Annotated in this window: 21 protein-coding genes and 1 pseudogene; 12 read left to right on the forward strand and 10 right to left on the reverse strand. The window is 67.9% G+C overall.

The genetic code is table 11. From position 1 onward, the window contains the following. Window positions 1-129: 129 nt before the first annotated feature. Both OG876_RS28525 and OG876_RS28530 read right to left on the reverse strand, forming a co-directional pair. Entirely contained in the window at window positions 130-618 is a 489-nt protein-coding gene (locus tag OG876_RS28525; RefSeq protein ID WP_328526974.1) for a vanadium-dependent haloperoxidase, read from the reverse strand. Beyond that, window positions 504-1430, reverse strand: a complete 927-nt coding sequence (locus OG876_RS28530) for a hypothetical protein (RefSeq protein WP_328519721.1) — start codon at window positions 1428-1430, stop codon at window positions 504-506. The genes OG876_RS28525 and OG876_RS28530 overlap by 115 nt, the downstream gene beginning before the upstream one ends. 225 nt (window positions 1431-1655) lie before the next feature. Here OG876_RS28530 and OG876_RS28535 point away from each other — a divergent pair, with 225 nt between their 5' ends. From OG876_RS28535 to OG876_RS28560, 6 genes are all read left to right on the forward strand, one after another. Then, window positions 1656-2156: an RNA polymerase sigma factor gene (locus OG876_RS28535; RefSeq protein ID WP_328519722.1), complete on the forward strand. Its 501-nt coding sequence runs from the start codon at window positions 1656-1658 to the stop codon at window positions 2154-2156. Between the two features lie 2 nt (window positions 2157-2158). Beyond that, entirely contained in the window at window positions 2159-2845 is a 687-nt protein-coding gene (locus OG876_RS28540) for a Rieske (2Fe-2S) protein (protein WP_328526975.1), read from the forward strand. 210 nt (window positions 2846-3055) lie between these two features. Beyond that, window positions 3056-3352, forward strand: a complete 297-nt coding sequence (locus OG876_RS28545) for a plastocyanin/azurin family copper-binding protein (protein WP_328519723.1) — start codon at window positions 3056-3058, stop codon at window positions 3350-3352. Beyond that, window positions 3349-4296: a metallophosphoesterase family protein gene (locus OG876_RS28550; RefSeq protein WP_328519724.1), complete on the forward strand. Its 948-nt coding sequence runs from the start codon at window positions 3349-3351 to the stop codon at window positions 4294-4296. Before OG876_RS28545 ends, OG876_RS28550 begins: the two co-directional genes overlap by 4 nt. Next, window positions 4293-4709 (forward strand): hypothetical protein, encoded by a 417-nt coding sequence (locus OG876_RS28555; protein WP_328519725.1) that lies wholly within the window; start codon window positions 4293-4295, stop codon window positions 4707-4709. Before OG876_RS28550 ends, OG876_RS28555 begins: the two co-directional genes overlap by 4 nt. Window positions 4710-4736: 27 nt before the next feature. Then, window positions 4737-4940, forward strand: coding sequence for an anti-sigma factor family protein (locus OG876_RS28560; RefSeq protein ID WP_328519726.1), 204 nt, complete (start codon window positions 4737-4739; stop codon window positions 4938-4940). 12 nt (window positions 4941-4952) lie between these two features. Here the strand turns inward: OG876_RS28560 and OG876_RS28565 are convergent, their stop codons facing one another. The 4 genes from OG876_RS28565 to OG876_RS28580 form a co-directional block, all read right to left on the reverse strand. Then, window positions 4953-5099 carry a hypothetical protein gene (locus OG876_RS28565; protein ID WP_328519727.1) on the reverse strand — a complete coding sequence of 49 codons (147 nt, stop codon included), beginning with the start codon at window positions 5097-5099 and terminating at the stop codon, window positions 4953-4955. Window positions 5100-5186: 87 nt separating this feature from the next. Next, window positions 5187-5333, reverse strand: coding sequence for a hypothetical protein (locus OG876_RS28570; RefSeq protein WP_328519728.1), 147 nt, complete (start codon window positions 5331-5333; stop codon window positions 5187-5189). A gap of 5 nt (window positions 5334-5338) precedes the next feature. Next, window positions 5339-5605, reverse strand: coding sequence for a hypothetical protein (locus tag OG876_RS28575; protein WP_328519729.1), 267 nt, complete (start codon window positions 5603-5605; stop codon window positions 5339-5341). Window positions 5606-5694: 89 nt separating this feature from the next. Then, entirely contained in the window at window positions 5695-6999 is a 1305-nt protein-coding gene (locus OG876_RS28580; protein ID WP_328519730.1) for an NAD(P)/FAD-dependent oxidoreductase, read from the reverse strand. A 275-nt stretch (window positions 7000-7274) separates the two neighbouring features. Between OG876_RS28580 and OG876_RS28585 the strand changes: the two genes are divergently transcribed. From OG876_RS28585 to OG876_RS28600, 5 genes and pseudogenes are all read left to right on the forward strand, one after another. Next, complete coding sequence (locus OG876_RS28585; RefSeq protein ID WP_328519731.1) at window positions 7275-8525, forward strand: sensor histidine kinase; 1251 nt, start codon at window positions 7275-7277, stop codon at window positions 8523-8525. Then, complete coding sequence (locus tag OG876_RS28590; protein WP_328519732.1) at window positions 8522-9187, forward strand: response regulator transcription factor; 666 nt, start codon at window positions 8522-8524, stop codon at window positions 9185-9187. Before OG876_RS28585 ends, OG876_RS28590 begins: the two co-directional genes overlap by 4 nt. Window positions 9188-9267: 80 nt before the next feature. Next, window positions 9268-10482: a serine hydrolase domain-containing protein gene (locus OG876_RS28595; RefSeq protein WP_328519733.1), complete on the forward strand. Its 1215-nt coding sequence runs from the start codon at window positions 9268-9270 to the stop codon at window positions 10480-10482. Window positions 10483-10675: 193 nt separating this feature from the next. Continuing rightward, window positions 10676-10858 (forward strand): annotated as a pseudogene (locus tag OG876_RS44100) (carbohydrate-binding protein); the annotation flags it as partial. A gap of 157 nt (window positions 10859-11015) precedes the next feature. Beyond that, window positions 11016-11153 (forward strand): hypothetical protein, encoded by a 138-nt coding sequence (locus OG876_RS28600; protein WP_328519734.1) that lies wholly within the window; start codon window positions 11016-11018, stop codon window positions 11151-11153. A gap of 28 nt (window positions 11154-11181) precedes the next feature. Here OG876_RS28600 and OG876_RS28605 read toward each other — a convergent pair whose 3' ends face one another. Further along, complete coding sequence (locus tag OG876_RS28605) at window positions 11182-11655, reverse strand: hypothetical protein (RefSeq protein ID WP_328519735.1); 474 nt, start codon at window positions 11653-11655, stop codon at window positions 11182-11184. 100 nt (window positions 11656-11755) lie between these two features. Here OG876_RS28605 and OG876_RS28610 point away from each other — a divergent pair, with 100 nt between their 5' ends. Then, window positions 11756-11929 carry a hypothetical protein gene (locus OG876_RS28610; RefSeq protein ID WP_328519736.1) on the forward strand — a complete coding sequence of 58 codons (174 nt, stop codon included), beginning with the start codon at window positions 11756-11758 and terminating at the stop codon, window positions 11927-11929. An 847-nt stretch (window positions 11930-12776) separates the two neighbouring features. Here OG876_RS28610 and OG876_RS28615 read toward each other — a convergent pair. From OG876_RS28615 to OG876_RS28625, 3 genes are all read right to left on the reverse strand, one after another. Beyond that, a complete protein-coding gene (locus tag OG876_RS28615) occupies window positions 12777-13634 on the reverse strand; it encodes a GNAT family N-acetyltransferase (RefSeq protein WP_328519737.1) in 858 nt (285 codons plus the stop codon). Beyond that, window positions 13631-14098, reverse strand: a complete 468-nt coding sequence (locus OG876_RS28620) for a GNAT family N-acetyltransferase (RefSeq protein ID WP_328519738.1) — start codon at window positions 14096-14098, stop codon at window positions 13631-13633. The genes OG876_RS28615 and OG876_RS28620 overlap by 4 nt, the downstream gene beginning before the upstream one ends. A 190-nt stretch (window positions 14099-14288) precedes the next feature. Further along, on the reverse strand, window positions 14289-15407 hold the full coding sequence (locus tag OG876_RS28625) for a lactonase family protein (protein ID WP_328519739.1): 1119 nt from the start codon (window positions 15405-15407) through the stop codon (window positions 14289-14291). Between the last annotated feature and the right edge of the window lie 119 nt (window positions 15408-15526).

Here is a 15526-nt window from a genome sequence, read left to right on the forward strand (position 1 = left end):
CTCATCCTCAGTTGGCTGAGTGTGTACGGCACGGGCGCGGCCGGGACGCACCCGCAAAGTACGACCTCCCGCGCCGAGGCGCGGGAGGTCGTTGGCATTCGTGCAACTTGTCGGAAAGGAGTTCTCAGCTCAGCTGAACACCGAGCGGGCCAGCTCGTGGCCGAGGGTCTGGCCGGCGTAGTGGTCGAGCCTGGTGTGGATACCGGCGTAGACGCGGCTGAGTCCGGCCTCGTCCGCGATCGCCTGCAGCGACCGGAACGTCCGTGTGACACCTGGAAGCAGCTCGGAGGTGACCGTGAGCCGCAGCCGCGGATCGAACTCCTGACTCAGCAGGGTCGCGGCTGCCTGGGAGATCACGCTGTGCGCACCCGGGTAGGACGGGTCCGCCGGAGTGTTGGCCAGTGGCGTCCAGGCGGGATCGGAGGTGGTGGAATGGTTGCCGTCGGCATCTGCGAGCCGGATCGCGGTGATCGGCCGCCAGACGCGGAAGTGGTATTTGGCGTCTAGAACGCAATCACTGCGTCGGCCAGCGCCAGGTTGAGGTGCGCGAAGACCCGGGCGGCGCCGACGAGGTCGTAGCGTTCGGTACGCACAGCGGTCTGGGTGATCTCGTTCCAGTAGTTCCAGATCGGTGCCGCCCAGAAGTTCGCCTGCTCGGTCTGGTCGCCGTTGCGGCCGGTGCTGCTGTTCTGGCCCAGTCGTTTGACCTCGTTGATCGCCGCGGCGTACCGGCGACTGCCGAGGTCCGGGTACGCCTCGGGCCGGAAGCGGTTGGCGAGCTTGATCAGGAACGGCGTCACGCCCGACCAGTGCGTGAACACGGCGGGAGCGTTGGTTGGTGGCGTCGGCCGGTACTGCCCGGGTTTGGTGCCTGGGGCCAGTGGCGGCGGAACGGCCGACGACCCGTCGTGGCTGCGCAGTTCGAGCAGTCGAGCGGTCAACCGGCCCGCGGCGATGCCCGCTTCCCGAGCGTGTGCCGGGCCGACGTTGGTCAGCTCGGCCTCGAGCTGCTGGTCCAGATTTGCGGACTGAGCCGGATACAACGCAACGAGAATGTCGTGCCCTGCTTGGGCTGCCGCCGCGATCGGCGATGCCCCGGAAGCCGCATGCACGGCGAAGAGGTACGGCGTACCCTTCCCGGTGGTGGCGACCACGGCGTTGTGGATCGCGGCATGCAGAATCGCGAAGCTCCGGGTCGGGTGGACCGTGGGCGGCTGCAAGCCTGCCGTGCGGACGATCCTGAGCAGGGTCTGGTTCCACGCGATCACAACGTCAGCACCCGCCCGGACCTGTCTGGTCAGTTCGAGGGACGGGACGCGGTCAGCCGTCTGAGCGGCAGCGAAGCTGGTGTTCGTCGCTGCGACGGCTACGGCCGCAGCGGTCGTGCCACCGGCGATCAGCAGGCCGCGACGTGAGACTGGAGATGTCACGATGACTCCACAGAGAAGATTCGATGGTCACCAACGGGATAGTCAGGCGGGTTACACGCGGTGCTCGTGTAACCCTGGCACCTATTACGGGTGTGGTTCTGTGTCGGTCCTGACTTGTGAAGGTGACGGTGGCGGGTGGCGGGACAAAGATCGTGGGGGCGGCGGAAACCCGACGCCGAACGGAATTCGGACGCGGCTGCGACCGCGCCGGCTCGTCTGCACGTGGTGACCGACGACAGCTACCCCGACTGGGAGGCTGTCTACAACGACAACGTGGACCGGGTCTACCGGCTGATGTTCACCAAGGTCGGCAACCGGCCGGACGCCGAGGACCTCGCCGCCGAGGTGTTCGTGACCGCACTGAAGCCGTTGCAGCTGACGGCGAGCATCGGCGAGGTCCGGGCCTACCTGCTAGCGACCGCGCGGACGGTGCTCGCGGGGTACTGGCGGCGCACGTTGGGCCGCCAGATCACCCGGCTCGAGGAGGACTGGGCACTGACCGAGCCGGTGAACGACGCCGAGGACGGCGGCGCGGTCGCCCGGGCGGAGGCGATCCTGGCGGAGCTTCCGGACCGGTACCGGCGCATCCTGCAGTTGCGGTTCATCGGGGCCTGCTCGTTGAAGGAGGCCGCGATCGAACTGGGAGTGACCGTGGGCAACGCGAAGGTGCTGCAGCACCGGGCGCTTCGCCAGGCCGCGGCGGTGGCAGACAGAATGGAGGGGTGACGATGCGCGGAGTACGCCGATTCGTCGACGACCTGCTGAGCCGGCGTCGGACGAAACCCTTTGCTGCCGACGAAGCGGACGAGTCACAGATCCGGACCGCCATCACCCTGCGCGCCGCCGGGCCGGACGACGGGCCGAGCGACGAGTTCGTCAACTCCCTGCGCGAGCGCCTGCGGACCGAGCTGGACGACGACACGCCACCGGTGCGGGAGCTGCACGGCAGCAGCCGTCGCCGGTTCGTCGTGTCGATCGCGGCAGCGTCCGCGGCGTCCGTTGCGGTCGGTGTCGCTGCCGAGAAGGCGCTGGGCGGTTCCGGGGGTGCGGTGACGGCGGATCCCGCGGAGCAGACCGTCACGCCGGACAACGGCGAATGGCGGGGGATCGTCGCGGCCAAGGATCTGCCGGACGGCGCCGTACGGCCGTTCGACGTCGGCAGCATCGTCGGATTCGTGCATCGCTCCGGTGACCAGTTGAACGCCGTATCGGGCGTTTGTACTCACCTGGGCTGCAAACTCGCTCTGGACGGGCCGACGCGACAGCTGAATTGCCCTTGTCACAATGCCGCGTTCGGCGTCGATGGTGCGGTTCTGCATCACCGGCTGCCGGTTGCTCTGCCGCCCTTGCCGAGGCTGAATGTGCGCGAGTCCGACGGAGTCGTGCAGGTCTTCGTACCGCCACGCCAGGCCTGATCGGCGGCGTAACCCGGCCGCCTATCAATGGGCATGAGAAATCTGCGTGGAATACGACGTTTCGTCACTGCGCTCGCGGCGGTCGGTTGCCTTACGGCTGTCGCCGCGTGCGGCGGCGGTACGAATAACCAGAGCCAGGCTCAGTCGGCCGACAGCCCCGCGGCCACGGCTTCCTCCCAGCCCTCTCCCGCCGAGTCGGAGATGCCTGGTATGTCGACGTCGCCGGCGGCCCCCGCCGGTCCTGCGGTCGCGGCCAACGCCGTGGACATCAAGGAGTTCGCGTTCGGGCCGCAGAGTGTCACCGTCAAGGTCGGTACCACGGTGACCTGGACCAACGACGACCAGGATCCGCACACGGTGACCAGCCAGAGCGGCAACGGCCCGTTGAAGTCGAGCACGCTGCAGAAGGGTGACAAGTTCCAGTACACGTTCACGAAGGCCGGCACGTTCGACTACCTGTGCACGATCCACCCGTTCATGACCGGCACGGTGGTGGTCACGGCATGAGCCTCGAGGACGATCACAGCCCGGAAGGCATGACGCGTCGTCAGTTGATGCGGCACACCGCCTGGTTCGGCGCGGCCGTGGTGCTGACGGTGACCGGAGGCGAGGTGATCAGCCAGATCGCGCGCCCGGACGAGCAGCCGGCGGCCCTCCAGAAGGATCCGAACGCGTTGCGATTCCTTCAGATCAGCGACAGCCATCTCGGATTCAAAGGAACGGCGAACACCGCCGTCGAGCAGTCCTTCGCGGATGCGATCCAGCAGATCAATGCGCTGCCGTACCGGTCGGATTTCGTCATGCACACCGGTGATCTGACGCATTTGTCGACACCTGCGCAGTTCGACCAGGTCAAGCAAATGATGGGTGATTTGAACACCGGGCACGTGTTCACCGTGCCGGGCGAGCACGACTCGGTCGACGACCACGGTCAGAAGTACCGCAAGGTGTTCGGCAAGGGGACCGTCGGGGACGGGTGGTACAGCTTCGACATGGGCGGTGTGCACTTCATCTCGTTGGTGAACACTCTGAGCCTGGAGAGCCTCGGACATCTCGGGAAGGACCAGGTCGAGTTCGTTCGGCAGGATGTCGCGAAGTTGTCCGCCGACACGCCCATTGTCGTGTTCAGCCACATTCCGCTGTTCGCGCTGTACCCCAAGTGGGGTTGGGGAACCGATGACGCCACCCAGGCACTCAGCTACCTGAAACGGTTCTCCTCGGTGACGTGCCTCAACGGCCACATCCACCAGCTGTTCACCAAGACCGAAGGCAACATCACCTTCCACAGCGCGACCACCACCGCCTACCCGTTGCCGCACCCCGGCGAACGTCCCGCACCGACACCGGTCACCCTGCCGGCGGGGAAGCTCAAGGATGCGCTCGGGATCCGCGAGGTTCAGTACGTCGAAGGCAGCGACCGCCTCGCGATCAAGGACGTGAAACTCGCATGAGAACCCTTCGCCCCACTCTGGCCGCGCTACCGGTGGCCATCTGCCTCGCGGTCGTCGGCTACATCCACGCGCAGCTGTACGTCCGCGGCTACCACGCCATCCCGTACATCGGGACGTCTTTCCAGTGGGACGCTGCCGCTTCGTTCGCGGTAGCGGTGCTCCTGCTCGTCCGGAACGCGACTGTCCTCCGGATCGTCGCGATCGGCCTTTGTTTCAGCGGGCTCGGCGGTTTCGTCGGATCCCGGACGGTGGGACTGTTCGGGTTCACCGAGCGGGGTTGGCAGCCTGCTCCGCAGGCGCTGCTCAGTGTGCTGGCCTGGGTCGTCGCGCTGGTCCTGCTCCTGGTTCCGTTCGGAAAGCAGCTGGCGGAGCGTCAGCTGCTGAGGTCGCTCGTTGCTGAAGGCAACGAGTAGTCGAACGACACTGTTGGGGGCCGGACGATGAATTTCTGCAGGGAAGGCCGTCCGGCCCTCGGCGCGTACGCCTTCGGTCTGCTTTCGGCGGCTGACGAACTCATCGTCGAACGCCACGTGGCCGGCTGTGAGGAGTGTTTCAAGGAGTTGGCCGGGTTCTTCAGGCTGCGTAACGCCATCCGGGACCTCCCGCCGGAGACCTTCCTCGAAGGCTCGCCGGACGACGAGTAGCCCTGGCACGGATCAGCTCAGCCAGTCCTCGAGGCGGGCGGCCACGAAGGCGTCATCGGTGATCTCCGGATACGCGGCGCAGACCCGGTCGATCTCCGCCAGCTGACCCGGCGACAGATCCTCGGCCGGGTTGAGATACCACCGACCTGCGGACCTCACCGACCGTACGAGCGCGGTCGAGCAGCTCGTCCTCCGACAGGTCCTCCGGGCGCAAGTCCAAGGCCTGGATCAACCTGGACAAGAAGATCATGCAGGACTACCTGCCGGCTCTTCCGCAGTACCAGTCGTGTTGGTCGCGGCCGCGGCCAACGGCAGGGTCCCGGCCAGCAGGAACAACATGCCGCCCCGGACGATTAGCAAGATGATCTGCAGCACCGACAGCCAGAAGAGCACCTGCGTCAGCCCGACCAGCCCGACGTCGCCGGCTGGGATGACCGGGTTTGCATGAACATCATCGACACGAACAGTGCCTGGAAGTCTGTAGGGGTTCCGTTCGGGTTCCTCATGTAGGACGCGGCCTCGTCGGAAGCGGCCCAGGTGGATGCGGCGGGTTTCAGCCCGAAGAATGCGGCCGCGAGGCCGATGACGACCGGGATGGCCGGCAGGTAGGCAAGGGTGGCCACGGTCACCTCCAGAACAATGTTGGCCTTCGCGGCGCCGGTCACCGCGTCGACCCCACCATCGACGAGGCGATGAACACCCTCATCACCCGCTTCGCACGTTGACGTTCTCGTGCTGGGCACACGACTCGTGCTCAGGCAGCGGCCTGGCCTCGTCGCCCCAGCACCCGGGCCGCGATTGCCGGGCGCAGTAGCGCCGTCGGTGGATCCAGTAGATTGGTGACCCGGCTGAACGCCAGCGACACCACCTCGTCGTGGGCCGCGCTGGCGTAGAGCCGGTCGAGGTAGCGGTTCACCATGCGTGTGCGCGCATCGCGCGGCCCGTCGACGCCGGGTAGGGCCGCGTCGCCGCCAGTCGCGATCTGCCACGGGATGTCGACAACGGGACGTACCGTGCGGAAGAACCGCAGGGCGTCGAAACCGGCACCGCCGTCGCGAGCAAGAGCGTCGCCGAGGCGCAATGCTTCCACGGCGGCGACCGACATGCCCTGTCCGTACATCGGATTGAAAGAGCACATCGCGTCACCGAGGACGACGAAGCCCTTCGGAAAGCGCCGCAGCCGGTCGTAGCGGTGCCGGACGCTGCCCGGGTAGCGGAACTTCACCGGGTCGTCGAGCGGCACCGACGCCTCAATGATGTCGGCGACGTACGGCAGCGGCAGCCGACCGGCGTACGCGCGGTATCCCGCGTCGTCGACCGGCGCGTGGTCGCCGAGGATGCCGAACAGGGTGATGACCGCCCGGCCGGCTTCCTGGAGCATGACCGCGCCGCCGCGCGGCGCCGCCGCGGATGGCCCGATGATGATCGCGATGTCGCCGTCGAGCGACGCCGGGTCGACCTTGTAGTGCCGCGACACATAGGCGAGGTCGACGTACAACCGCTCCTCGCGGGGCCGCTCGTAGCCGAGGTCGGCCAACCACCGCGGAGCCCGTGAACCGCGACCGGTGGCATCCACGACCAGGTCCGCAGCAATCGTTTGCACCGCGCCGCCGTCGCGCCGCTGCACGGCCGCCCCGGTCACCCGCGCCCCACCCTCGTCGGCGGCGAGGTCCACGATGTCCGTCCCGCTCCATACCTCGACGCCTGGCAGCGCGAAAACCTTTGCGCGGAGGTAGTTCTCGAGGTACGGCCGACTGAACGACAACGCCGTCATCCCGCTCGGGACCTGCCGCAGCCGGTACCCGTTGGCACAGAACCGCACATTGCCCAGCACGTCACCGCTGGGCACCCCGGCCGCGACCAGCTCCGCGGCGGCCCGGGGGAACAGTTGCTCGACGACATTGAGTCCAGCCGCGAGCAGCCCGTGGGCATGGCGCCCCTGCGGCACGCCCCGGCGCACCTCCCGCTCCCGCGGGTCAGCCTCCGGATCGCCGGCCCACTCCCCACTGAGCTCGTCGCGCTCGACGATGATGACCCGCGCGAAATGCTCCGTGAGCACCCGTGCAGCGAGCAAGCCCGGCCACGCTGCCCCCGAGAACCACGGCGTGAGATTTGTTCATGCTATCAATAGGCGCACCGGTTACATGTGCCGGGCGTTCGGAGGGATCTTGCGAAGTCCTGGCTCTTCCGGTACGTCGAGCACAAGACGCCGGCGCGGGGTCAGATGTGACATCCCCTCGGGGGAGATCTCCACCTCAAGTCGTAGATCGTGGGCGCGCCGAAGCCAGCCTTGGGTGCGATGTAGTCGGGTGGGGTGACTTCTACGCTGGCGGCATGAGTCTTTCGCTGTGGTGGCGTGAGTGGTTGTCGGCAGATTCCCGGGCTGCGGCTCCGGGCTGGGCCGAGACCGTTCATCGCGACGCCAGGGCGTGGACCCGTCGTCACGCTGCGGTGGTGGATGTGACGCTGGCTGTCGCGGCGGCGGCCGGTACGGTGCCTCAGCTCGTGCACCACGCCAGGGCCGCGGATCCGCAGCTGCCGGCGTACCTGTTGTTCAGCGCGTTGCTGGTCGTCCCGCTGAGCTGGCGCCGGCGTTGGCCGCTGTCCTCGTTCGCCTTCGTCTCGGCGGTGGCGCTGGCGCAGTGGATCGTCGGCGTGGAGCTGGCGGCGGACGTCGTCCTGCTGATCTTTCTGTACACCGTGGCCAGCCGGTACCCGACGCGCGTGGCGGTTCTGTCGGCCGGTGTCGTCGAGGTAGGTGCGCTGCTGGCCGCACTGCGCTGGGAGCGGACGGGCAGCTGGGCCGACACGTTCGTGCTCACTTCAGGTCTGGTCGTGGCCAGCCTCATGCTGGGTATGTACGTTCGCCAGCAGCACAACGCCCTCAGCATCCTTACGCACCGGGCGCAGCAACTCGAACGCGAACGCGACCAGCAGGCAGTCATCGCCGCCGTCGAGGAACGGACCCGGATCGCCCGGGAGATGCACGACGTCGTCGCCCACAGCCTGTCGGTCATGGTGACCCTGTCCGAGGGGGCTGCCCGTAAGCAGTCGACCGAACCGGACCGGGCCGGTACGGCGATGCGCCAGGTATCGACCACCGGCCGCCAAGCCCTCGACGAGATGCGGCGGCTGCTCGGCGTACTGCGGACCGGTGACGCGATGGACAGCCGGCAGCCCCAACCCGGGTTCGCCCAGCTCGACGGGCTTCTCGACCAGGTCCGGGCGACCGGACTGGCGGCCACGCTGACCGTGACGGGCACGCCCGCCACCATGCCGCCAGGACTGGAGCTGACCGTGTACCGCGTCGTACAGGAGGCCCTGACCAACGCGCTCAAGCACGCGGACGGTCTCACCCGGGTCAGCGTCGCCATCGCCCACGGGCCCGACCTGGTGACTGTCGACGTACACGACAACGGGACGTCCCGACCGAAAGCCGGGGCACTGGCCGGGCATGGACTGGCCGGCATGCGGGAGCGGGCCGCGGTGTACGACGGTACGGTGAGCGCCGGTCCGCAGCCCGATGGCGGCTGGCGTGTCCACGTCGACCTGCCGGTGCCAACCGACGCGAGGGTGGCGCAATGAGCATCCGTGTACTGCTGACCGACGACCAGCCGCTGATCCGCACCGGGTTCCGGATGATTCTGGAGGAGACGGTCGACATCGACGTCGTCGGCGAGGCCCAGGACGGGGCCGAGGCGATCCGGCTGGTGGCGCAGCTCGATCCCGACGTGATCCTGATGGACGTCCGGATGCCCGGGGTCGACGGTATTGAGGCCACCCGGCGAATCGTGACCCGCAACCCGGCCGCCCGGGTGCTCGTCCTGACCACCTTCGACCTCGACGAGTACGCCTTCTCCGCGCTCCGCGCCGGCGCCAGCGGGTTCGTCCTGAAGGACGTACCCGTCGACGAGTTGGCCCAGGCCATCCGCGCGGTGGCCAACGGCGACGCCGTCGTGTCGCCGCGGATTACCCGCCGGCTCCTCGACGTCTACACGACGCACGTACCGGACCGGCCGGACGGCACCGGTGCCCGGTCGCGCGCCGCGGTCGGCCAGCTCACCCCACGTGAGCAGGAGGTGCTCCTCGCGGTGGCGGCCGGTCTGAGCAACACCGAGATCGCCGAGAAGCTGGTGGTCTCAGAGGCCACCGTGAAGACACACGTCGGCAGCATCCTCACCAAACTCGACCTGCGCAACCGCGTCCAGATCGTCATCTTCGCCTACGACGTGGGTCTCGTCCGATAACACCATTGTCGCCCGTTCAAGGGACAACCATGCACCAACGTAAACGGAGGTTAAAAATGAATTTGCACAAACGTGTCGCGATGGCCGTGACTGTGGCGCTCTCCGCCGCAGCCGTCAGTGCCGGACCGGCCGTGGCGTCCAGTGGCGTGGCCGCGAGATCGGCGGCTGTTTCCACGCAGCAGGCCCAGCTCGACCGGTTGGCGCGGGAGCTGGTGGACGCCGGTGCGCCCGGCGTCATCGTCCGCGTGGACAACGGCACCGGCCGGCCCGTCGAGATCGCCCGGCAGGCGAGCTGGACCCGCAAGGACTTCCTGATCACGGCCGACGACGAGGTCCGGGTCGGGTCCAGCACCAAGACCATGATGGCGACCCTGGTCCTGCAACTGGTTGCTGAGGGCAAACTGTCGCTGACCGACCCGGTGGACAAGTGGCTGCCGGGCAAGATCCCCAACGGCAAGGCGATCACGATCCGGATGCTGCTGAACCACACCAGCGGCCTGTTCGACTACACCCTGGATCCTGCCCTCGTGCCGTCGGTCCTCGGCAAAGAACGGCGGCAGTGGACGTCAGCCGAGCTGCTGGCCATCGGTGTGCGGCACGCGCCGCTGTTTGCTCCGGGGGCGGCGTTCTCGTACAGCAACACGAACTACGTCGCGGTCGGCGCCGTGCTGGAGCGAGTCAGCAGGACGAGCCTGGCCGAGCTGGTGCGCGACCGGATCGCCAGACCACTGCACCTGACGCACACGTACTACGCCACCGGCACGGCGTGGCGCGGCGCGCACGCGCACGGCTACGAACCGGACGCGGACCACATGTCGCCCGAGGTGCCTGCCGAGTTCAGGGACTTCGCCGGGAAGCATCACGACGGCCACGTGGACGTGTCCGACAACAGCCCCGCGTGGGGTGCGGCGGCCGGCGCAGTGGTGTCCACCGCGGAGGACTGGTCCCGGTTCTCGTCCGCGCTGATGTCCGGCAAGCTGCTGCCTGCGGCCCAGTTGGCGCAGCTGCGTACCACCGTGCCCCAGGACCCGGATCAGCCCGACGGCCCCGGCTACGGGCTCGGCATCCAGACCGGTGCCACCGCCTGCGGCACGATCTGGGGTCACGACGGCGGCATCCCCGGCTACCTCACCACGAACGTCACCGACGGCACCGGTCGCAAGACAGCATCGATCAGCATCCTGACCGAGTCGTGGGCCGAGTTCGCGTCCGACCCGAAGATCGCCGCAGCTGCCGAAGCACTGCAAGCCGCCACCCTCTGCACAATGTTCAACAAGCCGGTGCCGACCAGCTGACATCACCTGGACTCCACGTCGACGAACACGCTGCTCCAGAACAACACCGTCACCTCGCCGGCGCAACGGCATCGCCATCTCGCCACCGTTCTACCCCGCTCCCTCCGGGTCCGCGACGATCACGGGCAACACAGTGACCGGCGGCGGTACGCCGTACCTCAACAACTCCGGCGGGCAGGGCGTCGCGTACAACGTGGGCTCGACCAACGGCACCGCGAACGACTACCGCAATGATGGCGTCGACCTCGAGTCCACGTCGGATAGCGGCCACAACCTGGGCTGGACCAGCACCGGGCAGTCGTTCCACTACACCGTCAACGTCGCCACCGCTGGTACGTACAACGTGGCGATGCGCGTCGCGACGCCTGCAGCGGTGACCAGCGCGTTCTATCTGGCCGGTGCATCCGGTACGAATCTCAGCGGCAACGTCAGCCTTCCGTTGCCTGCATCATCGGCGATCCCGGCTTCCGGGCCACGGTCTGGGTCCGGTCGCTGGCCCCGAAGTACGAAAGGGGCTGGAGTTCGACCTCGTCGTGCTCGTCGACCCCGCGGCGTTCGGCGGGGGCATCGAGGGCGCGGTCGACCGCTACGTCGCGATGACTCGCGCCGCCCAGGAGCTCGCGATCCTCACGCCACAACCGGACGGGGACCGGCGGCGGTCGCCCGGGTGACCGCCGCCCGTCGTCATCGCCCGCTGGGTCAGAGCGCCGGCAGGTCCACGGCGCCGTCGACGACCTCACCGGTGGCCTTGTCCACCGCGTGCGCGGACATGTGCTGGTCGATGCCGAGGTCGGCGGTCTTGCTCATCGCCTTCAGGCCGGTCGCGTCGGCCGTCACATCCTGGCTGAAGAACGACGTGCCGTTGTCGGCCAGCGTCACCGTCCACACGTGCCCGGCGGGCGTCTTGATCTCGAACTCCTCGCCCACGACGGGGCCCGGCCCGTCGTCGTCGTGCTGGGACTTCAGCGTCCAGGGGCTGCCGAGCGTGCCGGTGCCGCTGGTGCTGACCGCGGGGCCGAGCCTGCTGCCGCTGCCGCTGCCGCTGCCGCTGCCGCCGCCGCTGCCGCCGCCCTGCGCGAACGCGGTCGGCGCCGCCAGCATGCCGAGCGCCACCGCCGCCGTCGCAGTGAGCGCGCCCACCGAGGACTTGGTGAGCTTCACGTGCTTCTCCATTCGGTACGAGATCCCGGCCGGCCGGGATGGCGGCCGGGTGTGAACGTGTGGAGATAGCGGCCTGGGTTACAACACCCCGGCCGTGTAACCCGGGGCCCAATTGGATGATGATGAGGGCGCGTCGCGCGCGGGCGGGCAGGCGTACTCGGGCGCGGAGGAGATCTATCGGGATAACGTCGACTGGCTCTCCCGGGTCATGCACCGCACAGTCGGCAACCGGCCGGACGCCGAGAACCTCACCGCCGAGGTGTTCCTCACCGCGCTGCGCTGCTGAAGGTCTCGGCCTCATCAAGGACGCCGATCATCGGCATGGGGGAACCTGCCGCCGGGACAGGTGGTGTCGTAGTCCTCGCCGGCCTTGACGACGGCGGCGGTGAGCGCCGTGACGAGCGGCCCGGCGTTGCCGGCGCCGGTAGCTGCCTGCCCGCGTGCCGTCGCCAGCTTGCGGATCCGTGAATACGTGACCTGGCGCCGGAAGATCTCCGTGTTCGTGAACCGCAGCGCCTATGCTTCCCCGCTTGCGGCCGCCTTGGTCATGTCCGTCAGCGACCAGACGCCGAGGTGCTGAAACCGACTGTGCAACTCGTTCGGTGGGCCGACGTGAACTGCGTCCAGTTGCGAGGAGTCAACGACCGCCGCAGCCTGCGCCACTGACTTGCCGCCTTTACTCGTGTACCAAAGGATCCGGGCCGGACTCTTGAGTCTTTGGGTACCAGGGATTCGGTAGTAGACGTGTTCGCGATTCAGGCACAAGTCGTCGTCGCGTCGCCAGAGCCCCACCGGGACTCCGACGAGGTCGGAGGAGAACATCTGCCCGCTCATCTATGGCGCAGCGCCGCCGGTGCTCCTGGTCGTGAGGCTCACCTGGGGCGCTCCTGCGGCTCGGCCAGCCCGGTGTCCCCGGCCGAGAGCTGCGCGGAGTCTGCGATGACTCGCCACGCGGGATCGGTTCTCGCCTGCCGCTCCGGAGGCCTCACCTGCCGCGATCAGCCTGCTGGTCGCTCCTCACGCATCATCGGAGCCGCCGGCAGGAAGGGCGGCATTGAGGTCGTGGCCTGCGGTGTTTGCTGCTGGCAACGATCGGCGGCGGTTGGTGTGGTGGTCGGTTTGGTGTGGAGTTGTCAGGAGGGGGCGGGGTGTTTCACGAGGACGGCTCGGGTGTAGAGGAGGTCGAAGCCGTTGCGTTGGGCGTTCTGCTGGGACTTCGATGCGGGTTGGGTGGTGATCACGCCGACGTCGCAGCCGGCGGTGGCTGCGACGGCGAGGCGGGTGGATAGGAGAGCGGACTGGATCCCGTGGCGGCGGTGGGCGGCGAGCGTTGCGGCACCGGCGAACTGGGCGACCCCTTCGGTTGTTCGGAGTCCGGCTCCGCCCGCGACGTCGCCGTTCAGCAAGGCGATGTAGCGGGTGATGTCGGCTGCGGCGGCGTCGCGTTCGGCCTCGATGTAGGTGTCGCGCGGAAACTCCTCGCGCCATGGGACCCCCTGTGTGTCGGGTACGGCGACCGCGTCGGCCATGACATTCAGCCAGACGTCGAACTCCTCGTCACCACTCGGCCGGATCTCGATCCCGTCGGGCAGCCTGACGTCGTACTTGTCCTCGATGGCGATGCCGAGCACGTTCTCGAACGACTCCAGCTGGTATCCCCGTCGGCTGAGGGCGAGGCCGATCTCGGGATCGGCGAGGTGCGGAAGCTCGACTTGCACGGGCGCTCCTACGGCGGCGTACGCGTGCTCGACCTCGTCGAACTCGTCGGCAGTCGGTACGCCGCCGAAGCCGAGCCCGACCACCTTGTTGAACGGCGAGTCGTCCTCGGCGAAGCTCGCGAGTCCGCCTGCCACCGGAATCACGAAGCCTCGGCCGTCGGCAATGCGGCGGTGGGCGGCGAGGGCGGTGGCCTCGATCAGCCGGGTTTCGACCCGTTCGATACGCGCCGCCAGGTCGGCGTCGCAGAACAGCGGTGTCCGTTCGGTCTTCATGACTCTCCTGACAGGTCGTGGCTCAGCCAGACCCGGTCGCGTAGCGGGATGCCGTCGATGACGATTCCGTCGGGGTAGCCGGTCGAGGCCACGAACGCGTCGCGCTCGACGCGAAGCACGCGGAAGCCTTGACGTTGGTAGAAGCGCAGATTGCCGACGTCGGCGGCGGCTGTGGCGACGAGAAGGCGTGTCGCTGTGTTCTGCCGGCAGTGTTCGAGCGCCGCTTGAACCAGGGCCCGTCCGACGCCCGTGCCTCGTCGACTCTCGGCGACGGCCATGCTCTTGAGCTCGGCGGTGTCGTTGGCGGTGATCAGCTGCAGGTGTCCGATGATCTCGCCGTCGTCCTCGGCCACGAACACGGCGCCGAGGTCGAGGTACGTATCGATTTGTTGCTCGGAGTCGTCGGCCTCCCGGAAGAGCGGGCGCAGCAGGGCCCGGTCCCCGACATAGCGATCGACCAGCATCAGCGAACCGACTCATCGAGCGAACGTTCGTTCAAGGTTGCGATCTCCTCTGTAAGGCCACTCTCATCCGTGTCATAAGGGGCGCGAGGCGTTACACGACTACGGCAGTGGCATCGGAATAACTTCGCAGCAGACCGATCGACGGAGAGTCGATCGGTCTGCGTGGTCGGTCAGGCTGGACGAGGGGCCGTCAGTCGGTGGCGAGTCCTGCAGCGCCTACGGCGGCCGCACCCTTGGTGTCCTGCTGCGTTGTCAGGGAGCCGTCGCGGCCGACTGCATACGAGGCCACACTGCCGTTCGCAAGGCGGACGTAGAGCTCGTCGTTGTCCGCGCTGAGCGCGGCGTCCGTACCCCCGCCGCTGGTGGTGGCGGCCACGGAGGCGACGAGCCGCAGTCGTCCTCCACTGTCGATCCGGTACGACGAGATCGACGCGCTGGCCGCGTTCACGGTGTATGCGTAGTGGCCGTTGTCGGTGACCACCAGCCAGCACGCAGCTGCCTGGTGGTCGCTCAGCGATGGGGTGATGGTCCGCAGCCGGTCACCGCGTGCGATGTACGACGAGACAGCGCTGGCGTCGGCCTCGGACACGATCGCGTGACCGCGTCGGTCGAAGGCAAATCCGTAGGGGGTCGTGCCGGACGACCGGTGCGCAACGGCGCGATGCGCGTAGTCGCCGATGACTGCGAAGGTATCGATGGTCCGGTCGCCCTTGTGAGTCACGACAAGGGTCCGTCCGTCGGGACTGAAGGCGACCTCTGCCGCGGCCGTCGCGCCGGTCGACGATTTGCTCAGAGATCTGGTCGAGTTCGGCAGTGCCTGAAGCCGGCCACCGCGGCTGACGCGGAGTCCGCTGATGGTTTCGCTGCCCTGGTTGAGTACGTAGACGACTCCACGGCGCACGGTGATGCTGACCGGCCGGCTGCCACCACTCGAGGCGACGTCGCGCCGGACCAGACCGTGGTCGGTGATGGCGAGCGTCGAGACCGTGTCGTCGCCGGCGTTGACTGCGAACAGAAGGTTGCCGTCCCGCACCAGTCCACCCTGTGACGCGAGTGAGGCACCCAGCCCTCGGCCGCCGGTCGCGACGGTCACGCCGGCCCGGAGTCGGCCGTCGCGCAGTCTGTCGAAGACCTGGATGGCGTTGCCGGCCGCGGCGTTCGTCGTCTCGTAGACGTGCCCGACAACGGTGCCGCCGGCGGCCAAGGTATCTCCCGAACTCGCCGCGCTTGCCGGGGAGATGCCAACTACCGATCCAATGGCGACCACGGCCACAGCGGGCACCAGGGTCCGCACAGATTTCACTGACATCGGTTTTCCTCTCACGGGAATTGTTGGATATCGTCGACACTAAGTGCCTTTCTCCGCCCGGGCAGCAAATCCTCGTCGAGGTAAGGGTTCCGTTAGCCTTCGGCTCCTGAAATCATCGT

The organism is Kribbella sp. NBC_00359, from assembly GCF_036097425.1.
GTDB lineage: Bacteria > Actinomycetota > Actinomycetes > Propionibacteriales > Kribbellaceae > Kribbella.

Bases quoted from the DNA above. Each gene is read 5' to 3' on its own strand.
- OG876_RS28540 (WP_328526975.1), top strand. From the start codon at position 2,159: ATGCGCGGAGTACGCCGATTCGTCGACGACCTGCTGAGCCGGCGTCGG.
- OG876_RS28545 (WP_328519723.1), top strand. From the start codon at position 3,056: ATGTCGACGTCGCCGGCGGCCCCCGCCGGTCCTGCGGTCGCGGCCAAC.
- OG876_RS28550 (WP_328519724.1), top strand. From the start codon at position 3,349: ATGAGCCTCGAGGACGATCACAGCCCGGAAGGCATGACGCGTCGTCAG.
- OG876_RS28555 (WP_328519725.1), top strand. From the start codon at position 4,293: ATGAGAACCCTTCGCCCCACTCTGGCCGCGCTACCGGTGGCCATCTGC.
- OG876_RS28560 (WP_328519726.1), top strand. From the start codon at position 4,737: ATGAATTTCTGCAGGGAAGGCCGTCCGGCCCTCGGCGCGTACGCCTTC.
- OG876_RS28585 (WP_328519731.1), top strand. From the start codon at position 7,275: ATGAGTCTTTCGCTGTGGTGGCGTGAGTGGTTGTCGGCAGATTCCCGG.
- OG876_RS28590 (WP_328519732.1), top strand. From the start codon at position 8,522: ATGAGCATCCGTGTACTGCTGACCGACGACCAGCCGCTGATCCGCACC.
- OG876_RS28595 (WP_328519733.1), top strand. From the start codon at position 9,268: ATGGCCGTGACTGTGGCGCTCTCCGCCGCAGCCGTCAGTGCCGGACCG.
- OG876_RS28605 (WP_328519735.1), bottom strand. From the start codon at position 11,655: ATGGAGAAGCACGTGAAGCTCACCAAGTCCTCGGTGGGCGCGCTCACT.
- OG876_RS28615 (WP_328519737.1), bottom strand. From the start codon at position 13,634: ATGAAGACCGAACGGACACCGCTGTTCTGCGACGCCGACCTGGCGGCG.
- OG876_RS28620 (WP_328519738.1), bottom strand. From the start codon at position 14,098: ATGCTGGTCGATCGCTATGTCGGGGACCGGGCCCTGCTGCGCCCGCTC.
- OG876_RS28625 (WP_328519739.1), bottom strand. From the start codon at position 15,407: ATGTCAGTGAAATCTGTGCGGACCCTGGTGCCCGCTGTGGCCGTGGTC.